General features: G+C 59.0%; 20 protein-coding genes. 12 read left to right on the forward strand and 8 right to left on the reverse strand.

What is annotated here, in order from left to right; translation table 11 throughout:
- The first annotated feature begins 136 nt into the window (after positions 1-136).
- Positions 137-460, forward strand: a complete 324-nt coding sequence (fdxA, locus tag CWC48_RS04470) for a ferredoxin FdxA (RefSeq protein WP_003208688.1) — start codon at positions 137-139, stop codon at positions 458-460.
- 492 nt (positions 461-952) lie between these two features.
- Here fdxA and apbC read toward each other — a convergent pair whose 3' ends face one another.
- Complete coding sequence (apbC, locus tag CWC48_RS04475; RefSeq protein WP_078047125.1) at positions 953-2,047, reverse strand: iron-sulfur cluster carrier protein ApbC; 1,095 nt, start codon at positions 2,045-2,047, stop codon at positions 953-955.
- A 172-nt stretch (positions 2,048-2,219) separates the two neighbouring features.
- Between apbC and metG the strand changes: the two genes are divergently transcribed.
- The 4 genes from metG to CWC48_RS04495 all read left to right on the forward strand — a co-directional run bounded on the left by metG (position 2,220) and on the right by CWC48_RS04495 (position 6,640).
- Entirely contained in the window at positions 2,220-4,271 is a 2,052-nt protein-coding gene (gene metG / locus CWC48_RS04480) for a methionine--tRNA ligase (protein ID WP_078047124.1), read from the forward strand.
- A 150-nt stretch (positions 4,272-4,421) separates the two neighbouring features.
- Complete coding sequence (gene rsxB / locus CWC48_RS04485) at positions 4,422-5,585, forward strand: electron transport complex subunit RsxB (protein WP_100491399.1); 1,164 nt, start codon at positions 4,422-4,424, stop codon at positions 5,583-5,585.
- A gap of 126 nt (positions 5,586-5,711) precedes the next feature.
- Positions 5,712-6,350, forward strand: coding sequence for an endonuclease III (gene nth, locus CWC48_RS04490; protein ID WP_099494176.1), 639 nt, complete (start codon positions 5,712-5,714; stop codon positions 6,348-6,350).
- 107 nt (positions 6,351-6,457) lie between these two features.
- A complete protein-coding gene (locus tag CWC48_RS04495; RefSeq protein WP_099494175.1) occupies positions 6,458-6,640 on the forward strand; it encodes a PA3496 family putative envelope integrity protein in 183 nt (60 codons plus the stop codon).
- Between the two features lie 84 nt (positions 6,641-6,724).
- On the opposite strand, the gene CWC48_RS04500 is transcribed toward CWC48_RS04495, so the two are convergent.
- The 3 genes from CWC48_RS04500 to CWC48_RS04510 all read right to left on the reverse strand — a co-directional run bounded on the left by CWC48_RS04500 (position 6,725) and on the right by CWC48_RS04510 (position 10,236).
- Positions 6,725-7,357 (reverse strand): response regulator transcription factor, encoded by a 633-nt coding sequence (locus CWC48_RS04500; protein ID WP_078047120.1) that lies wholly within the window; start codon positions 7,355-7,357, stop codon positions 6,725-6,727.
- Between the two features lie 623 nt (positions 7,358-7,980).
- Entirely contained in the window at positions 7,981-9,198 is a 1,218-nt protein-coding gene (locus tag CWC48_RS04505; protein WP_010212738.1) for an argininosuccinate synthase, read from the reverse strand.
- A gap of 129 nt (positions 9,199-9,327) precedes the next feature.
- Positions 9,328-10,236, reverse strand: a complete 909-nt coding sequence (locus tag CWC48_RS04510) for an OmpA family protein (RefSeq protein WP_078047119.1) — start codon at positions 10,234-10,236, stop codon at positions 9,328-9,330.
- Between the two features lie 156 nt (positions 10,237-10,392).
- Between CWC48_RS04510 and pyrC the strand changes: the two genes are divergently transcribed.
- Together pyrC and rnt are read left to right on the forward strand one after the other, a co-directional pair.
- Positions 10,393-11,439 (forward strand): dihydroorotase, encoded by a 1,047-nt coding sequence (gene pyrC, locus CWC48_RS04515; protein ID WP_034102409.1) that lies wholly within the window; start codon positions 10,393-10,395, stop codon positions 11,437-11,439.
- Positions 11,436-12,107, forward strand: coding sequence for a ribonuclease T (rnt, locus tag CWC48_RS04520; RefSeq protein ID WP_010564138.1), 672 nt, complete (start codon positions 11,436-11,438; stop codon positions 12,105-12,107). The genes pyrC and rnt overlap by 4 nt, the downstream gene beginning before the upstream one ends.
- Before the next feature lie 100 nt (positions 12,108-12,207).
- On the opposite strand, the gene CWC48_RS04525 is transcribed toward rnt, so the two are convergent.
- Positions 12,208-12,810, reverse strand: coding sequence for a peroxiredoxin (locus tag CWC48_RS04525; protein WP_003172097.1), 603 nt, complete (start codon positions 12,808-12,810; stop codon positions 12,208-12,210).
- Between the two features lie 244 nt (positions 12,811-13,054).
- Between CWC48_RS04525 and CWC48_RS04530 the strand changes: the two genes are divergently transcribed.
- Together CWC48_RS04530 and bfr are read left to right on the forward strand one after the other, a co-directional pair.
- Complete coding sequence (locus tag CWC48_RS04530; RefSeq protein ID WP_078047118.1) at positions 13,055-13,273, forward strand: bacterioferritin-associated ferredoxin; 219 nt, start codon at positions 13,055-13,057, stop codon at positions 13,271-13,273.
- A 201-nt stretch (positions 13,274-13,474) separates the two neighbouring features.
- Complete coding sequence (gene bfr / locus CWC48_RS04535; RefSeq protein WP_010212744.1) at positions 13,475-13,945, forward strand: bacterioferritin; 471 nt, start codon at positions 13,475-13,477, stop codon at positions 13,943-13,945.
- 102 nt (positions 13,946-14,047) lie between these two features.
- On the opposite strand, the gene grxD is transcribed toward bfr, so the two are convergent.
- Positions 14,048-14,386 (reverse strand): Grx4 family monothiol glutaredoxin, encoded by a 339-nt coding sequence (grxD, locus tag CWC48_RS04540; RefSeq protein WP_065906770.1) that lies wholly within the window; start codon positions 14,384-14,386, stop codon positions 14,048-14,050.
- A 77-nt stretch (positions 14,387-14,463) separates the two neighbouring features.
- Positions 14,464-16,572, reverse strand: a complete 2,109-nt coding sequence (locus tag CWC48_RS04545) for a molybdopterin oxidoreductase family protein (protein WP_100491400.1) — start codon at positions 16,570-16,572, stop codon at positions 14,464-14,466.
- Between the two features lie 434 nt (positions 16,573-17,006).
- On the opposite strand from CWC48_RS04545, the gene argF reads away from it, so the two are divergent.
- Together argF and CWC48_RS04560 are read left to right on the forward strand one after the other, a co-directional pair.
- Positions 17,007-17,927, forward strand: a complete 921-nt coding sequence (gene argF / locus CWC48_RS04555) for an ornithine carbamoyltransferase (RefSeq protein WP_100491401.1) — start codon at positions 17,007-17,009, stop codon at positions 17,925-17,927.
- On the forward strand, positions 17,924-19,033 hold the full coding sequence (locus CWC48_RS04560; RefSeq protein ID WP_078047115.1) for an ABC transporter ATP-binding protein: 1,110 nt from the start codon (positions 17,924-17,926) through the stop codon (positions 19,031-19,033). The genes argF and CWC48_RS04560 overlap by 4 nt, the downstream gene beginning before the upstream one ends.
- A gap of 131 nt (positions 19,034-19,164) precedes the next feature.
- Here the strand turns inward: CWC48_RS04560 and ybaK are convergent, their stop codons facing one another.
- Positions 19,165-19,635 carry a Cys-tRNA(Pro) deacylase gene (ybaK, locus tag CWC48_RS04570; protein ID WP_100491403.1) on the reverse strand — a complete coding sequence of 157 codons (471 nt, stop codon included), beginning with the start codon at positions 19,633-19,635 and terminating at the stop codon, positions 19,165-19,167.
- A 328-nt stretch (positions 19,636-19,963) separates the two neighbouring features.
- Here ybaK and CWC48_RS04575 point away from each other — a divergent pair, with 328 nt between their 5' ends.
- A complete protein-coding gene (locus CWC48_RS04575; protein ID WP_012722481.1) occupies positions 19,964-20,821 on the forward strand; it encodes an MIP/aquaporin family protein in 858 nt (285 codons plus the stop codon).
- Positions 20,822-20,841 lie beyond the last annotated feature (20 nt).

Here is a 20,841-nt window from a genome sequence, read left to right on the forward strand (position 1 = left end):
CGCGTGCAAGCTGGTAGACTCTCGCGCGGTTTGGGATGCTGCAGGCTATTAGCCTGGCCTGCAGACTATCGCTCCCGAACCTCGCGAGCCCTGCCACAAAGGGTTTCGCTGCCGCCGCCTGAGGAGAGAATTAGAAATGACCTTCGTCGTTACCGACAACTGCATCAAGTGCAAGTACACCGACTGCGTCGAAGTGTGTCCGGTGGACTGCTTCTACGAAGGCCCGAATTTCCTGGTTATCCACCCGGATGAGTGCATCGACTGCGCCCTGTGTGAACCTGAATGCCCGGCCGTCGCTATTTTCTCCGAGGATGAAGTCCCGGCAGAGATGCAGGAATTCATTCAGTTGAACGTCGAGCTGGCGGAAATCTGGCCGAATATCACTGAACGCAAAGACCCGATGCCAGATGCAGCGGAGTGGGATGGCAAAAAAGGTAAGATTGCAGACCTAGAACGCTGATAGCGTCGCCCCCCAAAAGGCCCCTTGCGGGCCTTTTTGCGTTTCTGGAAGGTGGGTTTCACTTTCCTGCAGGCAAAAAAAAGGGGCGGTTTGACCCGCCCACATTTTTTCCCTAGTCCCTGTATTCCTTTTCATCATCCTGATGAATCGCATCCTGCGACGCTCCTTCAACCATCGTTCCTTGATGGCTGTGTCAATCCGTGGACACAGGGCTGATCTTAGAGAGTTCCAAAGTAAGTTCAACAGGATCCAACCCGGCAACTGACAGCCTCCCGCACCCAAAACGATATAAATAATTGTTATTTTTCAATTAGATAGAGAATCCCCTAGCCAGTTTGAGACGCTCCGGGATGGAAAAAAAACCAAACACTTACGAGAAAGTAAGTAAATGCTTACACGAGCAATTGCGTAAAAGCGTAACAAGCAGCCTTTCTCAATCGCCGGACAAGAAAAAGCCCCGACACTGTCGGGGCTCGACGACCTGCAATCGCCTCAGTCGTCGCTGACAGAAATAGTCGGCATTGCCGGGCTTGCAGCTTCCTGCAACACGATCCGTGCTCCCACATGGCGGGCCAGTTCCTGGTACACCATGGCGATTTGGCCATCAGGGTCTGCTGCCACGGTGGGCTTGCCACCGTCGGCCTGTTCGCGAATCACCATCGACAGCGGCAATGAGGCCAGCAGCTCAACGCCGTATTGGCTTGCCAGCTTCTCGCCACCGCCTTCGCCGAACAGATGCTCGGCATGGCCACAGTTGGAGCAGATGTGCACCGCCATGTTCTCCACGACGCCCAGCACCGGGATATTGACCTTGCGGAACATCTCCACGCCTTTCTTCGCGTCGAGCAGCGCCAGGTCTTGAGGCGTGGTGACAATCACCGAACCGGCCACCGGGACTTTCTGTGCCAGGGTCAGCTGGATATCGCCGGTGCCTGGCGGCATGTCGATCACCAGGTAGTCCAGGTCGCCCCAGGCGGTCTGGGTGACCAGTTGCAGCAAGGCGCCGGAGACCATCGGCCCACGCCAGACCATCGGCGTGTTGTCGTCAGTGAGGAAGGCCATGGACATCACTTCCACGCCCAGGGACTCGATCGGTACGAACCACTTCTGGTCCTTGACCTTTGGCCGCGTGCCTTCGGCGATGCCGAACATCACACCTTGGCTCGGCCCGTAGATATCCGCATCGAGAATGCCCACCCGCGCGCCTTCGCGGGCCAACGCCAGGGCCAGGTTGGCCGCCGTGGTGGATTTACCCACGCCGCCCTTGCCGGAGGCCACGGCCACCACGTTCTTGACGTTGGCCAGGCCAGGGATCTGCGCCTGGGCCTTGTGTGGCGCGATCACGCATTGGATGTCGACCTTGGCCGAGGCCACGCCGTCGAGGCCTTCGATGGCCATTTGCAGCATCTGCGCCCAACCCTTTTTGAACAGGCCGGCGGCGTAGCCCAACTCCAGCTGGACCGACACCTGGTCACCCTGGACCTCGATGGCGCGAACACAGCCGGCGCTGACCGGGTCCTGGTTCAAATAAGGGTCGGTGTACTGGCGAAGAACGGCTTCCACCGCTGCGCGATTGACGGCGCTCATGGGCTACTCCCGAAAAAAGACTGACTGAAACAGGCGGCTATCCTAACCGTTCCAGCGCCTCAACGGCATGCTTTCGAAGGTTGGGAAGATTCTGAAACAGCGCCACGGGGTGAAATATATTTCCCGGCGCTTTATAGTGGCCGACCTCCGTTTCATCAAGTAGCCGAGCCCCATGTCCGAGCCACGCAAGATCCTCGTCACCAGCGCCCTGCCCTATGCCAATGGTTCCATCCATCTTGGCCATATGCTTGAGTACATCCAGACCGATATGTGGGTGCGCTTCCAGAAGCATCGCGGCAATCAATGCATTTATGTCTGCGCGGACGACGCCCACGGTTCGGCCATCATGTTGCGCGCCGAAAAGGAAGGCATCACCCCGGAACAACTGATCGCCAACGTGCAGGCTGAACACAGCGCCGACTTTGCCGAGTTCCTGGTGGATTTCGACAATTTCCACTCGACCCACTCCGTCGAAAACCGCGAGCTGTCGAGCCAGATCTACCTGCGCTTGAAGGATGCCGGGCACATCGACCAGCGTTCGGTCACCCAGTATTTCGACCCGGAAAAGAAAATGTTCCTGGCCGACCGCTTCATCAAGGGCACTTGCCCAAAATGCGGCACTGAAGACCAGTACGGTGACAACTGCGAAAAATGTGGTGCAACCTACGCACCGACTGACTTGAAGGATCCGAAGTCGGCAATCTCTGGCGCCACCCCGGTGCTCAAGGATTCCCAGCACTTCTTCTTCAAGCTCCCGGATTTCCAGCAAATGCTGCAAACCTGGACGCGCAGCGGCACCCTGCAGGACGCCGTGGCCAACAAACTCTCCGAATGGCTCGACAGTGGCCTGCAGCAGTGGGACATCTCCCGCGATGCGCCGTACTTCGGCTTTGAGATCCCGGGCGAGCCGGGCAAGTACTTCTACGTGTGGCTGGATGCGCCGATCGGTTACATGGCCAGCTTCAAGAACCTGTGCGACCGTACGCCGGAGCTGGACTTCGACGCGTTCTGGGGCAAGGACTCCACCGCCGAGCTGTACCACTTCATCGGCAAGGACATCGTCAATTTCCACGCCCTGTTCTGGCCGGCGATGCTCGAAGGTTCAGGCTACCGCAAGCCGACCGGCATTGCGGTGCACGGCTACCTGACGGTCAATGGCCAGAAGATGTCCAAGTCCCGTGGCACCTTTATCAAGGCGCGCACCTACCTGGACCACCTGTCGCCGGAATACCTGCGTTACTACTACGCATCCAAGCTTGGCCGTGGCGTCGACGATTTGGACCTGAACCTGGAAGACTTCGTACAGAAGGTCAACTCGGACCTGGTCGGCAAGGTCGTCAACATCGCCAGCCGATGCGCCGGGTTTATCCACAAGGGCAACGCCGGTGTATTGGTGGCTGAGAACGCCGCACCAGAGCTGACCGACGCGTTCCTGGCCGCTGCGCCGAGCATCGCCGACGCCTATGAAGCCCGTGACTTTGCCCGCGCGATGCGCGAGATCATGGGCCTGGCCGACCGTGCCAACGCCTGGATCGCCGACAAGGCGCCGTGGTCGCTGAACAAGCAGGAAGGTAAGCAGGCGGAAGTCCAGGCGATCTGCGCCACGGGCGTCAACCTGTTCCGCCAACTGGTGATCTTCCTCAAGCCGGTGCTGCCACTGCTGGCTGCCGACGCCGAGGCATTCCTCAACGTTGCGCCGCTGACCTGGAACGACCACGCCACCCTGCTCAGCAACCATCAACTGAACGAATTCAAGCCGTTGATGACCCGCATCGATCCGGTGAAAGTCCAGGCCATGACCGACGCTTCGAAAGAAGACCTGGTCGCCAGCCAGACCGACACCGGCGAATCGGCTCCGGCCGGTAACGGCGAGCTGGCCAAGGATCCGATTTCTGCTGAAATCGACTTCGACGCCTTTGCTGCCGTGGACCTGCGTGTCGCGCTGATCGTCAAGGCCGAAGCCGTGGAAGGTGCCGACAAGCTGCTGCGCCTGACCCTGGACCTCGGTGGCGAACAACGCAATGTGTTCTCCGGGATCAAGAGCGCTTATCCAGACCCATCCAAGCTCGATGGTCGCCTGACCATGATGATCGCCAACCTCAAGCCTCGGAAAATGAAGTTCGGCATATCCGAAGGCATGGTGATGGCGGCGGGTCCTGGTGGCGAAGAGATCTACCTGTTGAGCCCTGACAGCGGTGCCAAGCCGGGTCAACGCATCAAGTAAGCCTATGGGCCTGTGGCGAGTAAATTAGGCCTGTTGTAGGAGCCCGGCTTGCCGGCAATGGCGACCTCAGGGACGCCATTGCCGGCAAGCCGCGCTCCTACAAATCCATTACGAGCCTGTTCGCTTAATCGGCATACCCATGATCACAGCATGAACCTCATTCAACGTATCGACGCGCTGCTGCCGCAGACCCAATGCGGCAAGTGCGGGCACCCGGGTTGCAAGCCTTACGCCGAGGGCATCGCGCGCGGCGAGGCCATCAACAAGTGTCCGCCCGGCGGGCAGGAAACCATCGCCGGCCTTGCAGCCTTGCTGCGCGTGCCGGTGCTGGACCTGGACACCAGCCGCGGCGAGGCGCCCGCCCAAGTGGCCTACATTCGCGAGGCCGAGTGCATCGGCTGCACCAAGTGCCTCCAGGCTTGCCCGGTGGACGCCATCGTCGGCGCCGCCAAATTGATGCACACCGTCATCATTGATGAGTGCACCGGTTGCGACCTGTGCGTTGCGCCCTGCCCTGTCGATTGCATTGAAATGCACCCCGCGACCTGCGTGCTGCCGATGGTAGGTGGCCTGGCAGCCAATGATCATGAGCATCATGAGCGCGGCTTGAAGCGCGACCGGGCGCGGCGGCGTTTTGAGCAGCGCAACGCGCGCCTGCAACGGGAAGAAGCACACAAACTCGCCGAACGCCTGGCACGGGCCAAGCGCTCGGCGCCCGCAGCCCCCATGCCCGCCGATGCGACTCAGGTGGCCCAGGATGCGGCGGTCAAAAAGGCTAAAATCACGGTCGCCATGAGCCGTGCCCAACTGCACAAGTCGTTGAAGGCGTTCGGCCATCCACCGACCTTCGAGCAGCAATCGCAGTTGATCATCCTGCAACAGCAGTTCGAAGCGGCTGAGCAGGCACTCACCGCCTTGGAAGCCGCCGCTCCAACAACCTCGCCGCCGCCAAAAGACCCCGCACTCAAACGCGCGAAGATCCAATTGGCCATGCGACGTGCCGAGCTGAAAAAAGCCCAGGACCTGAACGCCGGCGAGCAGCAACTGGCAACCTTGAGCGCTGCGCTGTCCAGCGCGGAGCAAGCCTTGCACAACGCCGAGGCTGACAGTGAGCAGCCCAGGCCCGATTTGCAGCGGGTGGAAAAACGCCCGATAGACGCACAACTGCGCCAGCTGAAAACCGCCCTGGCGTACGCCCGAGCCGATGTCAGCAAGCTGCAACGCCAGCCGGGGGCGAGCGCGGATCAACTGATCGCCGCGCAGCTCAGGCTCGAAGAAGCGCAACGCCAGGTGGACGTCTACGTCGACGCTTGATCCACCGCAAGCGCTGCCGGGCACCCTGGCGATGGTTTATCCTGCTCGGACGATCGCTCGCAGAACCCAAAGCCTGGATCCACCTTTCACATTTATGCCGACCGCCTGCAAGGAACCCACCGCCCGATGAATGCCGCTAAACGCCTGGAAATTTTCCGCAGGCTTCACGAAGACAATCCTGAACCGAAGACCGAACTTGCTTACACCACGCCGTTCGAGTTGCTGATTGCGGTGATCCTGTCGGCCCAATCCACCGACGTCGGCGTCAACAAGGCTACCGCCAAGCTGTATCCCGTGGCGAATACGCCGGAGGCGATCCATGCCCTGGGTGTGGAAGGGTTGTCGGAATACATCAAGACCATCGGCCTCTACAACAGCAAGGCCAAGAATGTGATCGAGACCTGTCGCCTGCTGATGGAACTGCATGGCAGTGAAGTGCCACAAACCCGTGAAGCCCTGGAAGCCCTGCCGGGCGTTGGCCGTAAAACCGCCAACGTGGTACTCAACACTGCCTTCCGGCAACTGACCATGGCTGTGGACACCCACATTTTCCGGGTCAGCAACCGCACCGGCATTGCCCGCGGAAAGAACGTGGTGGAGGTGGAAAAGCAACTGATGAAGTTCGTGCCCAAGCCGTATCTGCTGGATTCCCACCACTGGCTGATCCTTCACGGACGCTATGTTTGCCAGGCCCGCAAGCCGCGCTGTGGCAGTTGTCGCATCGAAGACTTGTGCGAATACAAGGACAAGACGTCCGACGATTGAGGAATCATTGGTTTTCTCGATCAGCCGATTGAAAAAATCTTTTTTACCCAACCATGGATTATCGTTATAAGGAGCGCCAACGGCAGTCTTAGCCCGGAGTGAACCTTATGAGCACTGGCAAAGAACAACTGGAAGTGGAAGACGACCTCGTTGAGTCGGATGACGATGGGACAGAGGCACCTGTGGTTGAGGTCGCCAAGACTAATTTGAGCAAACGCCGCACCATCGACAATCTTCTGGAAGAACGACGCTTGCAACGACAACTGGCCGATTACGACTTCGATCTCTGATTGAGCGTCGACGGTCGGAAGCCTCCCTCACGGAGGCTTTTTTCTGCCGGTTACCCACGCCAACACGCGCTGCAGTGCCCTCCTCTATACCAAGCCGTTACGTTGGGCCAGCTCGATCAGGTCGACAAGGGAGCGGGCGTTGAGCTTGAGCAGCAAACGCGTCTTGTAGGTACTGACAGTCTTGTTGCTGAGGAACATGCCGTCGGCAATTTCCTTGTTGGTCCTGCCCCTGGCCAACTGCTGCAATACCATCATTTCCCGGCCGGACAAGCGCTCGACCATATCGGCCTCGCTGGCATTGCCCATGGTGGAGCGTACCGAGTTGAGCGCCTGGTTCGGGAAGTAGCTGTAGCCTGACAAGACTGCCTTGATCGCACTCAGCAGCTCGGTCAGGTCCTGTTGCTTGCACACGTAGCCGGCAGCCCCTGCCTGCATGCAGCGCATAGAAAAATGGCCGGGAGCCTGGGACGTCAGCACCAGCACCTTGAACGGGTTGGCCTGCTTGGTAGAAGACAGCCGGCAGATAACTTCCAGCCCATCAAGTTTGGGAATCCCGATATCCAGTATGACAATGTCCGGCATATGCTCCCGTGCAAGTTGCAACGCATCGACGCCGTTATCGGTCTCGGCAACGACCTCATAACCATGACGCTCCATTAGCATACGCACAGCAAGACGAATGACGGGATGATCATCCACGATCAGCACTTTATTCATGAGAAAGTCCAATTTCGCTGTTCGAATTATTTAGAGCAAGCACAATAGCCTAGTCGTTTCCTAGTTGGCATAGCATTCCCCCCCAAGCAACAGCAAGCAGAGACCCACCCCACAGCGATAACGGAATTAGCCTACAAAAAAACGCCTTCTCGGAGGTTTCTGATTTTATGGATCCTTTCAGACCTTTCCGGTGGCTTACATATTTTGAGTGAAATATCCCTGGGATATGCGGGGTCAGGTAAACGTGCCGTACGTAACTGTCAGGAAATGCCCCTTGCCTATCGCTTGAGCGTAAGAAAACTGTCAAGAAAAATCTGTCTATTTTAGTTCCATTCAACATATTCACTTACACCCCTAATTCCTACAGAACTCTCAGCGTTTTATATATTCGCTGTGCTTTCATGAGTGAATTTTCTGTAAGACTAGTTCCTATGCAGATGTAAAAATTTCATTCTCCCTACATCCTTTAAACAAAAATTCATTCAAAACCATTGAAAAGGAAAGGGACTTAGAAAAACATCAACGCACGTTTAAAAAAAATAAACCCCACAACCCACCACAAAATCCACAGCAAAAAAAATGGCCCCTTGAACAAGGGGCCATTCTTTATAGTGCGCCGAGACTTAGAACAACGAGCGACCTTTGTTGGCCGCAATGCGCATGCGCAGTGCATTCAACTTGATAAAGCCCGCTGCGTCCGCCTGGTTGTAGGCGCCGCCGTCTTCTTCGAAGGTGGCGATGTTGGCGTCGAACAGCGATTCATCGGACTTGCGACCGGTAACGATCACGTTGCCCTTGTACAGCTTCAGGCGCACAACGCCGTTCACGTGAACCTGGGATGCGTCGATCATCTGTTGCAGCATCAGACGCTCAGGGCTCCACCAGTAGCCGGTGTAGATCAGGCTGGCGTACTTGGGCATCAGCTCGTCTTTGAGGTGAGCCACTTCGCGGTCCAGGGTGATGGACTCAATGGCGCGGTGGGCGCGCAGCATGATGGTGCCGCCTGGGGTTTCGTAGCAGCCACGGGACTTCATGCCCACGTAACGGTTCTCGACGATGTCGAGACGGCCGATACCGTGTTCGCCACCGATACGGTTCAGGGTCGCCAGCACGGTGGCCGGAGTCATTTCGACGCCGTCCAATGCGACGATGTCGCCGTTGCGGTAGGTCAGTTCCAGGTATTGCGGCTTATCGGGAGCGTTCTCCGGGGAGACGGTCCACTTCCACATGTCTTCTTCGTGCTCGGTCCAGGTGTCTTCCAGCACGCCGCCTTCATAGGAGATGTGCAGCAGGTTGGCATCCATCGAGTACGGGGACTTCTTCTTGCCGTGACGCTCGATCGGGATCGCGTGCTTTTCAGCGTAATCCATCAGCTTTTCACGGGACAGCAGGTCCCATTCACGCCACGGGGCAATCACTTTCACGCCTGGCTTGAGTGCATAGGCACCCAGTTCGAAACGCACCTGGTCGTTGCCCTTGCCGGTCGCGCCATGGGAAATGGCGTCGGCGCCGGTTTCGTTGGCGATTTCGATCAGGCGCTTGGCGATCAGCGGACGTGCGATGGAGGTACCCAGCAGGTACTCGCCTTCGTAGACGGTGTTGGCGCGAAACATCGGGAAAACGAAATCGCGGACGAACTCTTCGCGCAGGTCGTCAATGTAGATCTCTTTCACGCCCATGGCTTGCGCCTTGGCACGTGCAGGTTCGACCTCTTCGCCCTGACCCAGGTCAGCGGTGAAGGTCACCACTTCACAGTTATAAGTATCCTGCAGCCACTTGAGGATCACCGAAGTGTCCAGGCCGCCGGAATACGCGAGAACGACCTTGTTTACGTCGGCCATGCCATCACTCCACGGGGTTGTACGGAAAGGCGTCGATTCTACCGACCAAAACCGCGAATTTACAGGGGCGCGACAGCAAATGAAGATAAAGCGACAGATTATGTCGAGCGGGCGACCGATGGTCGCCCCTTATGAGGTGTGCGCAGGGTTGCTCGGGCCGGTGGCCGTGGGGGCCGGTTTCTCGGGGGGAGCCACGCGCTCAAGCTGAATATTCACGCGACGATTGCGTGCCCGGTTGGCCGCATTGGTGTTCGGCGCCAGTGGGTAGCTTTCGCCATGGAAACGCAGGGTGATCTGCGATTCCTGGATACCGTTGGCCTTGAAGTAGTCCATGACTGCCAGGCCACGGCGGCGCGAGACGTCGCGGTTGGTCAAGCGGTTGCCGCTGTTGTCCGAATGGCCGTTCAACTCGATGTGGTTGACGGTGGGATCGGCTTTCATGAACGCGAGGATCACGTCGAGCTTCTTCTTGGCCGCCGCGTCCAGCTCGATACCACCGCCGGGGAACCCGACCTCGGTCTGCTTGACCTGGTCGTAATTCATCGGCAACAGCTTGGTGGTGCACAGCTGATAGTCGTTAAAGGCCTTGTTGAATTTCACCGGCAACAGGCGAATTTCCGAGTAGCCGCCCTCACGCCCGTAGTGGCGAACAGTCGGGCTGCGCCCTTCCAGAAGCCCCGTGAACAGGCGCCCGGCCTGGGCCTGGGAGCTGTTGAACAAGACGTCGCCGCTGCCGGCACGCACGGCGCCAAGGTTGATATCACCGCGCCCCGGCTGCCAAGGCGCAGCGGCGGCCAGCAAGGTCGCCGAGCCTGCGCCCAGCGAGCCATTATAGGCTTTCAGACGAAACGTCGCCTGCTCGCCGGCCCGGCGCACGAACTCACCCGAGCCGAAGTCGGTGATCGGCTGGGTCAGGCGGCACTCGAACTGGTCGCCTTCTACCTTCCACTCAATATTCTCCAGACGTGTCTGGAACGTGAGGGCCATCGCAGGCAGGCTGGCGAACACACTGAGCAGGGCTAGATAATGCTGGCGCACGGGAGGCTCCACTGGTTTCTACAACACTTCAAAGCGTCATACATCGATAAGGCATACAAAAGGCTATCGGTTGCATCCTGCAAAACTTGATAGCGGGTGCCTGCAAGAGTCTTTTCCGGTAGCATTCCCACCAGATTGACCCGCCTGGAATCCCCAATGTCCGACCGCCTGACCCTGCTGCGTCCCGACGACTGGCATATTCATCTTCGCGATGGTGCTGCGTTACCCCACACCGTGGCCGATGTAGCGCGCACGTTTGGCCGCGCCATCATCATGCCTAACCTGGTACCTCCGGTGCGTAACGCCGAGCAAGCCGATGCCTACCGCCAGCGTATCCTCGCTGCTCGGCCGGCCGGCAGCCGCTTCGAACCGCTGATGGTGCTCTACCTCACCGACCGCACCCAGCCCGAAGAAATTCGCGAGGCCAAGGCCAGCGGCTTCGTGCACGCCGCCAAGCTGTACCCGGCCGGCGCGACCACCAACTCCGATTCCGGCGTGACCAGTATCGACAAGATCCTGCCGGCCATCGAAGCCATGGCGGAAGTCGGCATGCCGCTGTTGATCCACGGTGAAGTTACCCGTGGCGACGTGGACGTGTTCGATCGCGAGAAGATCTTCATCGACGAGCATATGCGCCGTGTGGTCGAGCTGTTCCCGACCCTCAAGGTGGTGTTCGAGCACATCACCACCGCCGATGCCGTGCAGTTCGTCACCGAGGCCTCGGCCAACGTCGGCGCGACCATCACCGCGCATCACCTGTTGTACAACCGTAACCACATGCTGGTGGGCGGGATCCGGCCGCACTTCTATTGCTTGCCGATCCTCAAGCGCAACACCCACCAGGTGGCCTTGCTGGATGCGGCGACCAGCGGCAATCCGAAGTTTTTCCTCGGCACCGACTCCGCGCCTCACGCCCAACACGCGAAAGAAGCCGCGTGCGGCTGTGCCGGCTGCTATACCGCATATGCCGCGATCGAGCTGTACGCCGAAGCATTCGAACAGCGCAATGCGCTGGACAAGCTCGAAGGGTTCGCCAGCCTCAATGGTCCGCGTTTCTACGGCCTGCCAGCGAATACCGACCGCATCACCCTGGTCCGTGAAGACTGGACCGCCCCTGCCAGCCTGCCGTTTGGCGAGCTGACTGTTATCCCGCTGCGCGCCGGTGAAACACTGCGCTGGCGCCTGCTGGAGGAAAGCAAGTGAGTGAAGACCATTACGATGACGAACACGAGCACAGTGGTGGCGGCTCCCGTCACCCGATGGCCGAGCGATTCCGCGGCTATCTGCCGGTTGTCATCGACGTAGAAACCGGTGGTTTCAATTGCGCCACCGACGCGCTGCTGGAAATCGCCGCGACCACGATCGGCATGGATGAACAGGGCTTTGTGTTCCCGGAACACACCCACTTCTTCCGCGTCGAGCCGTTTGAAGGCGCGAATATCGAAGCGGCTGCCCTGGAGTTCACCGGGATCAAGCTTGATCACCCACTGCGCATGGCGGTGAGTGAAGAAGCGGCGCTGACCGATATCTTCCGTGGCGTGCGCAAGGCGCTGAAGGCCAATGGCTGCAAGCGCGCGATCCTGGTCGGCCACAACAGCAGTTTCGACCTGGGTTTCCTGAACGCCGCCGTGGCGCGGTTGGACATGAAGCGCAATCCGTTTCACCCGTTCTCCAGCTTCGACACCGCAACCCTCGCTGGCCTGGCTTATGGCCAGACCGTGCTGGCGAAGGCCTGCCAGGCCGCCGGTATCGACTTTGACGGGCGTGAGGCTCACTCGGCCCGCTACGACACCGAGAAGACTGCCGAGCTGTTCTGCGGCATCGTCAACCGCTGGAAGCAGATGGGCGGCTGGGAAGACTTCAACGACTAACAGCGCTTTTGTGGTGAGCGGGCTTGCCACAGGCGCTTTTCCTGAGCACAAAAAAAACCGGCCCTTTCACAGGCCGGTTTTTTTGTACCTCGATTCTGGCTTACAGCTTGCCAGCGTTCTCGGTCAGGTAAGCCGCAACGCCTTCTGGCGAAGCGTTCATGCCTTTGTCGCCTTTTTTCCAGTTGGCAGGGCAGACTTCGCCGTGCTCTTCGTGGAATTGCAGGGCGTCGACCAGACGGATCAGCTCTTCCATGTTACGACCCAGTGGCAGGTCGTTGATGATCTGGGAGCGAACCACGCCTTTGTCGTCGATCAGGAATGCGCCACGGAACGCCACGCCGCCTTCGGATTCAACGTCGTAGGCCTTGGCGATGTCGTGCTTCATGTCGGCAGCCATGGTGTATTTGACTTTGCCGATGCCGCCATCGTTGATGGCAGTGTTGCGCCAGGCGTTGTGGGTGAAATGGGAGTCGATGGAAACGGCTACCACTTCAACGTTGCGCGCCTTGAAATCGTCCATGCGGTGGTCCAGAGCGATCAGCTCCGAAGGGCAGACGAAGGTGAAGTCCAGCGGGTAGAAGAACACCAGGCCGTATTTGCCTTTGATGGCTTCAGACAGTTTGAAGCTGTCTACGATTTCGCCATTGCCGAGGACGGCTGGGACGTCGAAATCCGGGGCTTGTTTGCCGACGAGTACGCTCATTGGATATCTCCTGATGTAGGGGTGACGATTGAAGTAAAAGGACCGGCCTTGAGTCTGCCGTGTTTAGGCGACAGCCCTGTGACGCAGTCACGCTTCGTGAAGACCGACCATCATACACTGAAAAAACCGTTCGTCAGTGCGGGCTCAGTGCCAGCGAATACCCTACGAATCTACTTTGACAATCATTCTCGTTAACATTAAGATCCATCGCACTTAAGCCTTAAACCCGCGACGGTTCTCCCTTATGTATGTGTGCCTCTGTACTGGCGTCACCGACGGACAAATCCGCGAAGCAATCTATGAAGGTTGCTGCAGCTACAAGGAAGTGCGTGAAACCACCGGCGTTGCCAGCCAGTGCGGTAAATGTGCTTGCCTCGCCAAGCAAGTGGTACGGGAAACCCTGACGCAGCTGCAGACAGCCCAGTCCGCGCTCCCCTATTCAGCAGAATTTACACACGCCTGATTAGGCGTGTTTTAAAGAACCGGACTTAGTGTCCGGTTTTTTTATGCCCGCAATTCAATTAGTTAGCGTCAAGACGCGGAACACAAACATTCTTATTCCGATTAATTTTCATTTATTATTCAATAACTTAGGTTTGACACTAGGGAATTCGCCGCTCAAACTCCGCCCTATACACAGCGATTACAGGGCAGGACCCCAGTCATGAAAGGCGACATCTCAGTCATCCAGCAACTCAACAAAATCCTTGCCAATGAACTGGTCGCGATCAATCAGTACTTTCTGCATGCGCGCATGTATGACGATTGGGGCCTGGAAAAGCTGGGCAAGCGCGAATACAAAGAATCCATCAAGGCCATGAAAGACGCTGACGCGTTGATCAAGCGCATCCTGTTCCTGGAAGGTCTGCCGAACGTGCAGGACCTGGGCAAGCTGAACATCGGCGAGCACACCCAGGAAATGCTCGGCAGCGACCTGGGTTTCGAGCGCAAGAGCCACAGCGACCTCAAGGCCGCCATCGCTCACTGCGAGACCAAGGGCGACTTCGGCAGCCGTGAGCTGCTGGAAGACATCCTCGAAGACCAGGAAGAGCATATCGACTGGCTGGAAACCCAATTGGGCCTGATCGACAAGGTCAGCCTGGAAAACTACCTGCAATCGCAGATGGGCGAATAAGCCCTCAGCGCGCCGGTACAAAAAAGCCCCGCTCTCTCACGAGAAGCGGGGCTTTTTATTGACCGATGACGGGTAGGCGCCGGCTTGCCGGCGCCTACATAATTACGCGTCGGTCTTGGCTGCGGCGTTGGCCGCTGCTTCTTTGATCAGCGCCTGCAACGAACCATCAGCCGCCATCTCAACGATGATGTCGCTACCGCCGACCAGCTCACCGGCTACCCACAGCTGTGGGAATGTAGGCCAGTTGGCATACTTCGGCAGGTTGGCGCGGATTTCAGGGTTTTGCAGGATATCCACGTAAGCGAATTTCTCGCCACACGCCATGATGGCCTGGGACGCCTTCGCGGAGAAACCGCACTGAGGAGCGTTGGGCGCGCCCTTCATGTAAAGCAGAATGGTGTTGTTGGCAATCTGCTCTTTGATCGTTTCGATGATATCCATGGAACACCTCGGCTGGAACTTTGCGACTCACAGGTCGGCACGGTGGCGCATTGTAACGCAAAATTCCAGCCTGGTGCTCAGGCGGCTGCTACCTGCACCGGAACGCCATTCAACGCCGCATTGCCGGATAACTCATCCAACTGCCGCTCGTCGGTCAAGTCATTGGCACTCGCCCCCGGCTGTCCGCTGGCGATCGTCATCTGCACACCCGGTCGTCCATGGCCCCAACCGTGAGGCAGGCTGACCACGCCAGGCATCATGTCCAGGCTGGCGACCACTTCCACTTCGATCATGCCGATGCGCGAACTCACGCGCACACGCTGGCCATCATTCAGCTGCCGGCTGGCGAGGTCATCCGGGTGCATCAACAATTGATGGCGCGGCTTGCCTTTCACCAGCCGGTGATAGTTATGCATCCAGGAATTATTACTGCGCACATGACGACGGCCGATGAGCAGCAGTTCGTCGGCCAGGGGCATCGGCTGCGCCGCAAAACGCGCCAGGTCGGCGAGGATCACCGCCGGTGCCGCTTGCACCTTGCCATCCGTGGTTTTCAGACGTGCGGCAAGGTTGGGCCGCAGCGGCCCGAGGTCCACGCCGTGGGGATGATCCGCCAGCATGGCCACGGATAACTTATGGCTGGAGGCATCACCGTACACCCCGGCGCGCAGACCGAAATCGATCATGTGCGAAGGCGGCATCGTGGGCTTGAGCGTCGTGCCGGTCTGTGCGGCAAACGCCTGGGCCAGGCCGACGAAGATCTCCCAGTCATGCAGCGCGCCCACGGGCTTGGGCAGAATCGCCCGGTTGAACCGGGTGACATTACGCACCGCGAACATATTGAAGGTCGTGTCGTAGTGATCATTTTCCAGCGCCGACGTAGACGGCAGGATCAGGTCGGCATACCGCGTGGTCTCGTTGATATAGAGGTCGATGCTGACCATGAATTCCAGGCCATCCAGGGCTTGCTCCAGTTGCCGGCCGTTGGGCGTCGACAGCACCGGGTTGCCAGCCACTGTCACCAGGGCACGGATTTGCCCATCGCCTTCGGTGAGCATTTCTTCGGCCAACGTCGACACCGGCAGCTCGCCGCCGTATTCCGGGCGCCCGGAAACCCGGCTCTGCCAACGATTGAAATGCCCACCACCGGTCGATGCCACCAGATCCACCGCCGGTGTGGTGCACAGCGCCCCACCGACACGATCCAGATTGCCCGTCACCAGGTTGATCAATTGCACCAACCAATGGCACAGGGTGCCGAACGCCTGGGTCGAAACACCCATGCGCCCGTAACATACCGCCTTGTCGGCGGCGGCAAAGTCCCGCGCCAGTTGGCGGATCTGCTCGGCAGGCACTGCACACTGACGGCTCATGGCCTCGGCGGTGAAGCCGGCGATGGCACGGCGTACATCCTCAAGGCCTTCAACCGGCAGATGGCTGTCGCGGGTCAGGCTTTCGGTAAACAAGGTGTTGAGTACGCCGAACAACAATGCCGCATCACCGCCTGGACGCACGAACAGATGCTGGTCGGCCATCGCTGCCGTCTCGCTGCGCCGAGGGTCGACCACTACCACTTTGCCGCCCCGCGCCTGGATCGCCTTGAGACGCTTCTCCACATCGGGCACGGTCATGATGCTGCCGTTGGACGCCAGTGGGTTGCCGCCCAGGATCAGCATAAAGTCGGTGTGGTCGATGTCCGGGATAGGCAGCAACAGACCATGGCCGTACATGAGGTAACTGGTGAGGTGGTGGGGCAACTGGTCCACCGAGGTGGCGGAAAACCGATTGCGCGTCTTCAGTTGTCCAAGAAAGTAGTTGCTGTGGGTCATCAACCCATAGTTATGCACGCTGGGATTGCCCTGATACACCGCCACTGCATTCTGCCCGTGCCGCGCCTGGATGCCGGCCAACCGCTCGGCAACGCGTGCAAAGGCCTCGTCCCAGGCAATTGGCTGCCATTCGCTGCCCACCCGCAACATGGGCTGGTGCAGGCGGTCGGGATCATTCTGGATATCCTGCAGCGCCACGGCCTTGGGGCAGATATGCCCACGGCTGAAACTGTCCTGGGCGTCGCCCTTGATCGAGGTGATTGCCAGGCTGCCGTCGTCGGCCTGGGTGGTTTCGAGCGTCAAGCCGCAGATGGCTTCACACAGATGGCAGGCACGGTGGTGGAGAGTCTTGGTCATGGCCAGTCTCTTATCAGGGCTTTGATTCAACTATGGGCCGGTGAAGGCCAAGGCACCACCAACGTCAGTGCCGTGAATCGACAAGCATCAGGCCCGGCCATGGCTAAGCATGAGCAAATGTTTCAGAAACTTCGCACAGCCACGCTGAAACCGACTCAGCCTGGCCCGCAGCCGCCTCCGCGCATTGCAAAAGGTTGTGACGCCAGTGTACAAATGACCCGCTGCTGTCTGGTATTCGTCTTCAAAAGCGCTCCGGCGCCCTGCTTGAACACCCCTAAAAACCGTAGCCCTATTGGTAAGACGCGACATTTAATTATAAGATCGCGCCTTCCCCTATTTCGTCGCCCCGTGCGGCTTTCGCCGCAGGTCTCGCCCGTTGTCACAATAAACAAGGCTTTGAGTATCTGCGGTCTGTTGCAAAAAGGTAGTTAATGATGAGCGCAAGGCACTTTCTCTCCCTGATGGATTGCACGCCCGAAGAGCTGGTCAGCGTGATCCGTCGAGGCATTGAGCTTAAAGACCTGCGTAACCGCGGCGTACTGTTCGAGCCTTTGAAAAACCGCGTGCTCGGGATGATTTTCGAGAAGTCGTCGACCCGCACCCGCGTGTCCTTCGAAGCCGGCATGATCCAACTGGGTGGCCAGGCGATCTTCTTGTCCTCGCGCGACACCCAATTGGGTCGTGGCGAGCCAATCGCCGACAGCGCCATCGTCCTCTCGAGCATGCTTGATGCGGTGATGATCCGTACCTTTGCCCACAGCACCGTGACCGAATTTTCCGCCAACTCCCGCGTGCCGGTGATCAACGGCCTGTCCGATGACCTGCACCCGTGCCAGTTGCTGGCCGACATGCAAACGTTCCTCGAACACCGTGGCTCGATCCAGGGCAAGACCGTGGCCTGGATCGGCGACGGCAACAACATGTGCAACAGCTATATAGAAGCCGCCATCCAGTTCGACTTCCACCTACGCGTTGCCTGCCCGGAAGGCTACGAGCCGGACGCGCGCTTCCTGGCACAGGCCGGTGACCGTGTGACCCTCGTGCGCGACCCACACGACGCCGTGATTGGCGCGCACCTGGTGAGCACCGACGTCTGGACCTCCATGGGCCAGGAAGACGAGACCACCCAGCGCCTGGCCCTGTTCGCGCCGTACCAAGTGAACCGCGCGCTGCTCGACCTGGCCGCGCCGGATGTGCTGTTCATGCACTGCCTGCCAGCCCACCGTGGTGAAGAGATCAGCCTCGACTTGCTCGACGACCCGCGCTCGGTCGCCTGGGACCAGGCTGAAAACCGCCTGCACGCGCAAAAGGCGCTGCTCGAATTCCTCGTTCCGCCGTCGTACCACCACGCATGAGCCATTCATTACTGCTGAACCTGCGCAATCTGGCATGCGGCTATCAAGATCAACGGGTGGTGCAGAACCTCAATCTGCACCTCAACGCCGGCGACATCGGTTGCCTGCTGGGTTCTTCGGGCTGCGGCAAGACCACCACGCTGCGGGCGATTGCCGGGTTTGAGCCGGTGCACGAAGGAGAAATCAGCCTGGCGGGTGAAGTGATCTCCAGTGCCGGTTTCACACTGGCACCAGAGAAACGTCGTATCGGGATGGTGTTCCAGGACTACGCACTGTTTCCTCACTTGAGCGTGGCCGACAACATTGCCTTCGGTATTCGCAAGCATCCGCAGAAAGACCGCGTGGTGGCTGAGTTGCTGGAGCTGGTCAACCTGAAGAACCTGGGCAAGCGCTTTCCCCACGAGCTTTCCGGCGGCCAGCAACAACGCGTCGCCCTCGCCCGCGCGTTGGCGCCGGAGCCGGCCCTGTTGTTGCTGGATGAACCCTTTTCCAACCTCGATGGCGAGTTGCGGCGCAAGCTCAGCCATGAGGTGCGCGACATCCTCAAGGCACGCGGCACCAGTGCGATCCTGGTGACCCACGACCAGGAAGAAGCCTTTGCCGTCAGCGATCAGGTCGGCGTGTTCAAAGAGGGCCGGCTTGAACAGTGGGACACGCCCTACAACCTCTATCACGAACCGCAGACGCCCTACGTCGCCAGCTTTATCGGCCAGGGTTACTTCATCCGTGGCCAATTGAGTTCGCCGGAATCGGTCAGCACCGAGCTGGGTGAGTTGCGCGGCAACCGCGCCTACACCTGGCCCACCGGCGGCGCGGTGGACGTGCTACTGCGCCCGGACGACATCGTCTACGCCCCGGACAGCGGTTTGAAAGCGCGGATCGTCGGCAAGACTTTCCTCGGCGCGTCGACCTTGTATCGCCTGCAACTGCCGACCGGCGCGCAGTTGGAGTCGATTTTCCCGAGCCATGCCGACCATCAGGTCGGCGCGGATGTGGGGATCCGTGTAGCCGCCGAACACCTGGTGCTGTTCCAGGCCTCAGGCAGTACCGCCGCGCAGATTCCTCAAGTCGAATCCGGCGTGCGCCGCTACAGCCCCGCCAACTGAAGAAACCGGATCAACCTGGGAGCGGGCTTGCTCGCGAAAACGGAGTGTCAGTCGACCTATTGATTGACTGATATACCGCCTTCGCGAGCAAGCCCGCTCCCACACCTGGCTCATACACGTCTAAATGGACGTCAGGCGCGACCAATCGGCGCGAACTTGGCCTGGGAATGCTCAGCCAGTACCACGGCTGGCAACTCAACCTCCAAGCCCCTTCTCCCCGCACTCACAAAAATCGTCGCAAATGGCTGCGCCGTCACATCGATAAACGTGCGCAACCGCTTCTTCTGCCCCAACGGACTGATGCCGCCCAACAGGTAACCGGTGGAACGTTGCGCGGCTGCAGGGTCGGCCATTTCGACTTTCTTGACGCCTGCCGCCTGCGCCAGGGCTTTCAGGTCCAGACTTCCGACGACCGGCACCACTGCCACCAATAATTCACCCTTCTCACTGCTGGCCAGTAAGGTCTTGAACACCCGCGCCGGGTCGAGGCCCAATTTCTCCGCGGCTTCCAGCCCATATGACGCCGCCTTGGGGTCATGTTCGTAACTGTGGATTCGATGTTCGGCGCGAACTTTTTTCAACAGGTCCAATGCGGGCGTCATGGCGGCTCCGAGGCGTGGCAAACAGATGGCCAATTCTAGGCCAAGCCCACATAAAACGCTCTAGTCCGCACTCTCTTGCGGTACACGCAAAATGTGCCAAGCGTGATCATTCACCAAACCAATAGTTTGAAAGTGACTGACAGTTCACTTTCGACCTTTGACAGCCGTCATTCTTGTCTATATTTTTTCGTTTCCGAATACTGTAGGAATAGACCCGCAGTATTGAAGCAGTAAGCCGCGACCGGGATGGGGATCCTTGCCACGGTGAAAATCGCGCAACAATCCATTGAGGTTGTGCGCCAGACAAGAACAACAACTGAGGTTTTCCATGACAACTGCTCTTCAACAGCCTTCACTTTCGAGCCAATGCATGGCCGAGTTCCTGGGGACTGCGCTTCTGATCTTCTTCGGTACAGGATGTGTCGCTGCGCTCAAGGTCGCGGGTGCCAGCTTTGGCTTGTGGGAGATCAGTATCATCTGGGGGGTTGGCGTCAGCATGGCGATCTACCTGAGCGCCGGTATTTCCGGGGCCCACCTCAACCCGGCCGTCAGCATCGCGCTGTGTATTTTCGCTGACTTCGAAAAGCGCAAACTGCCCTTCTATATCCTCGCTCAGATCGCCGGCGCCTTCTGCTCGGCGGCCTTGGTGTACACGCTCTACAGCAATCTGTTTTTCGATTACGAACAAACCCACCATATGGTGCGTGGCTCCCAGGCCAGCCTGGAATTGGCGTCGGTGTTCTCCACCTATCCCCATGCGCTGCTGAGCACTGCCCAGGCGTTCCTGGTGGAAATGGTCATCACCGCCATCCTGATGGGCGTGATCATGGCCTTGACCGATGACAACAACGGCCTGCCCCGCGGCCCGTTGGCCCCGCTGCTGATTGGCCTGCTGATTGCCGTGATCGGCAGCGCAATGGGCCCACTGACTGGCTTTGCGATGAACCCGGCGCGGGATTTCGGGCCCAAGCTGATGACCTTTTTCGCTGGCTGGGGTGAAATGGCCTTTACGGGCGGCCGCGATATTCCTTACTTCCTGGTGCCGATTTTCGCGCCGATTGTGGGTGCATGCCTCGGTGCTGCGGCCTATCGCGGGCTGATTGCCCGCCACCTGCCGAGCGCCGCACCTGCTATAGCTGAAGAAACACCTGACACGGCTGTCAACGGCAAGACGCGTATTTCCTGATAGCGCTGGCCGGGTCCCCA

Origin of the sequence: Pseudomonas sp. S10E 269 (assembly GCF_002798465.1) — a bacterium.
Taxonomy (GTDB): Bacteria; Pseudomonadota; Gammaproteobacteria; order Pseudomonadales; family Pseudomonadaceae; genus Aquipseudomonas; species Aquipseudomonas pergaminensis.

Coding starts and splice junctions, on each gene's coding strand:
- fdxA (WP_003208688.1), top strand. CDS start 137: ATGACCTTCGTCGTTACCGACAACTGCATCAAGTGCAAGTACACCGAC.
- apbC (WP_078047125.1), bottom strand. CDS start 2,047: ATGAGCGCCGTCAATCGCGCAGCGGTGGAAGCCGTTCTTCGCCAGTAC.
- metG (WP_078047124.1), top strand. CDS start 2,220: ATGTCCGAGCCACGCAAGATCCTCGTCACCAGCGCCCTGCCCTATGCC.
- rsxB (WP_100491399.1), top strand. CDS start 4,422: ATGAACCTCATTCAACGTATCGACGCGCTGCTGCCGCAGACCCAATGC.
- nth (WP_099494176.1), top strand. CDS start 5,712: ATGAATGCCGCTAAACGCCTGGAAATTTTCCGCAGGCTTCACGAAGAC.
- CWC48_RS04495 (WP_099494175.1), top strand. CDS start 6,458: ATGAGCACTGGCAAAGAACAACTGGAAGTGGAAGACGACCTCGTTGAG.
- CWC48_RS04500 (WP_078047120.1), bottom strand. CDS start 7,357: ATGAATAAAGTGCTGATCGTGGATGATCATCCCGTCATTCGTCTTGCT.
- CWC48_RS04505 (WP_010212738.1), bottom strand. CDS start 9,198: ATGGCCGACGTAAACAAGGTCGTTCTCGCGTATTCCGGCGGCCTGGAC.
- pyrC (WP_034102409.1), top strand. CDS start 10,393: ATGTCCGACCGCCTGACCCTGCTGCGTCCCGACGACTGGCATATTCAT.
- CWC48_RS04525 (WP_003172097.1), bottom strand. CDS start 12,810: ATGAGCGTACTCGTCGGCAAACAAGCCCCGGATTTCGACGTCCCAGCC.
- CWC48_RS04530 (WP_078047118.1), top strand. CDS start 13,055: ATGTATGTGTGCCTCTGTACTGGCGTCACCGACGGACAAATCCGCGAA.
- bfr (WP_010212744.1), top strand. CDS start 13,475: ATGAAAGGCGACATCTCAGTCATCCAGCAACTCAACAAAATCCTTGCC.
- grxD (WP_065906770.1), bottom strand. CDS start 14,386: ATGGATATCATCGAAACGATCAAAGAGCAGATTGCCAACAACACCATT.
- CWC48_RS04545 (WP_100491400.1), bottom strand. CDS start 16,572: ATGACCAAGACTCTCCACCACCGTGCCTGCCATCTGTGTGAAGCCATC.
- argF (WP_100491401.1), top strand. CDS start 17,007: ATGAGCGCAAGGCACTTTCTCTCCCTGATGGATTGCACGCCCGAAGAG.
- CWC48_RS04560 (WP_078047115.1), top strand. CDS start 17,924: ATGAGCCATTCATTACTGCTGAACCTGCGCAATCTGGCATGCGGCTAT.
- ybaK (WP_100491403.1), bottom strand. CDS start 19,635: ATGACGCCCGCATTGGACCTGTTGAAAAAAGTTCGCGCCGAACATCGA.
- CWC48_RS04575 (WP_012722481.1), top strand. CDS start 19,964: ATGACAACTGCTCTTCAACAGCCTTCACTTTCGAGCCAATGCATGGCC.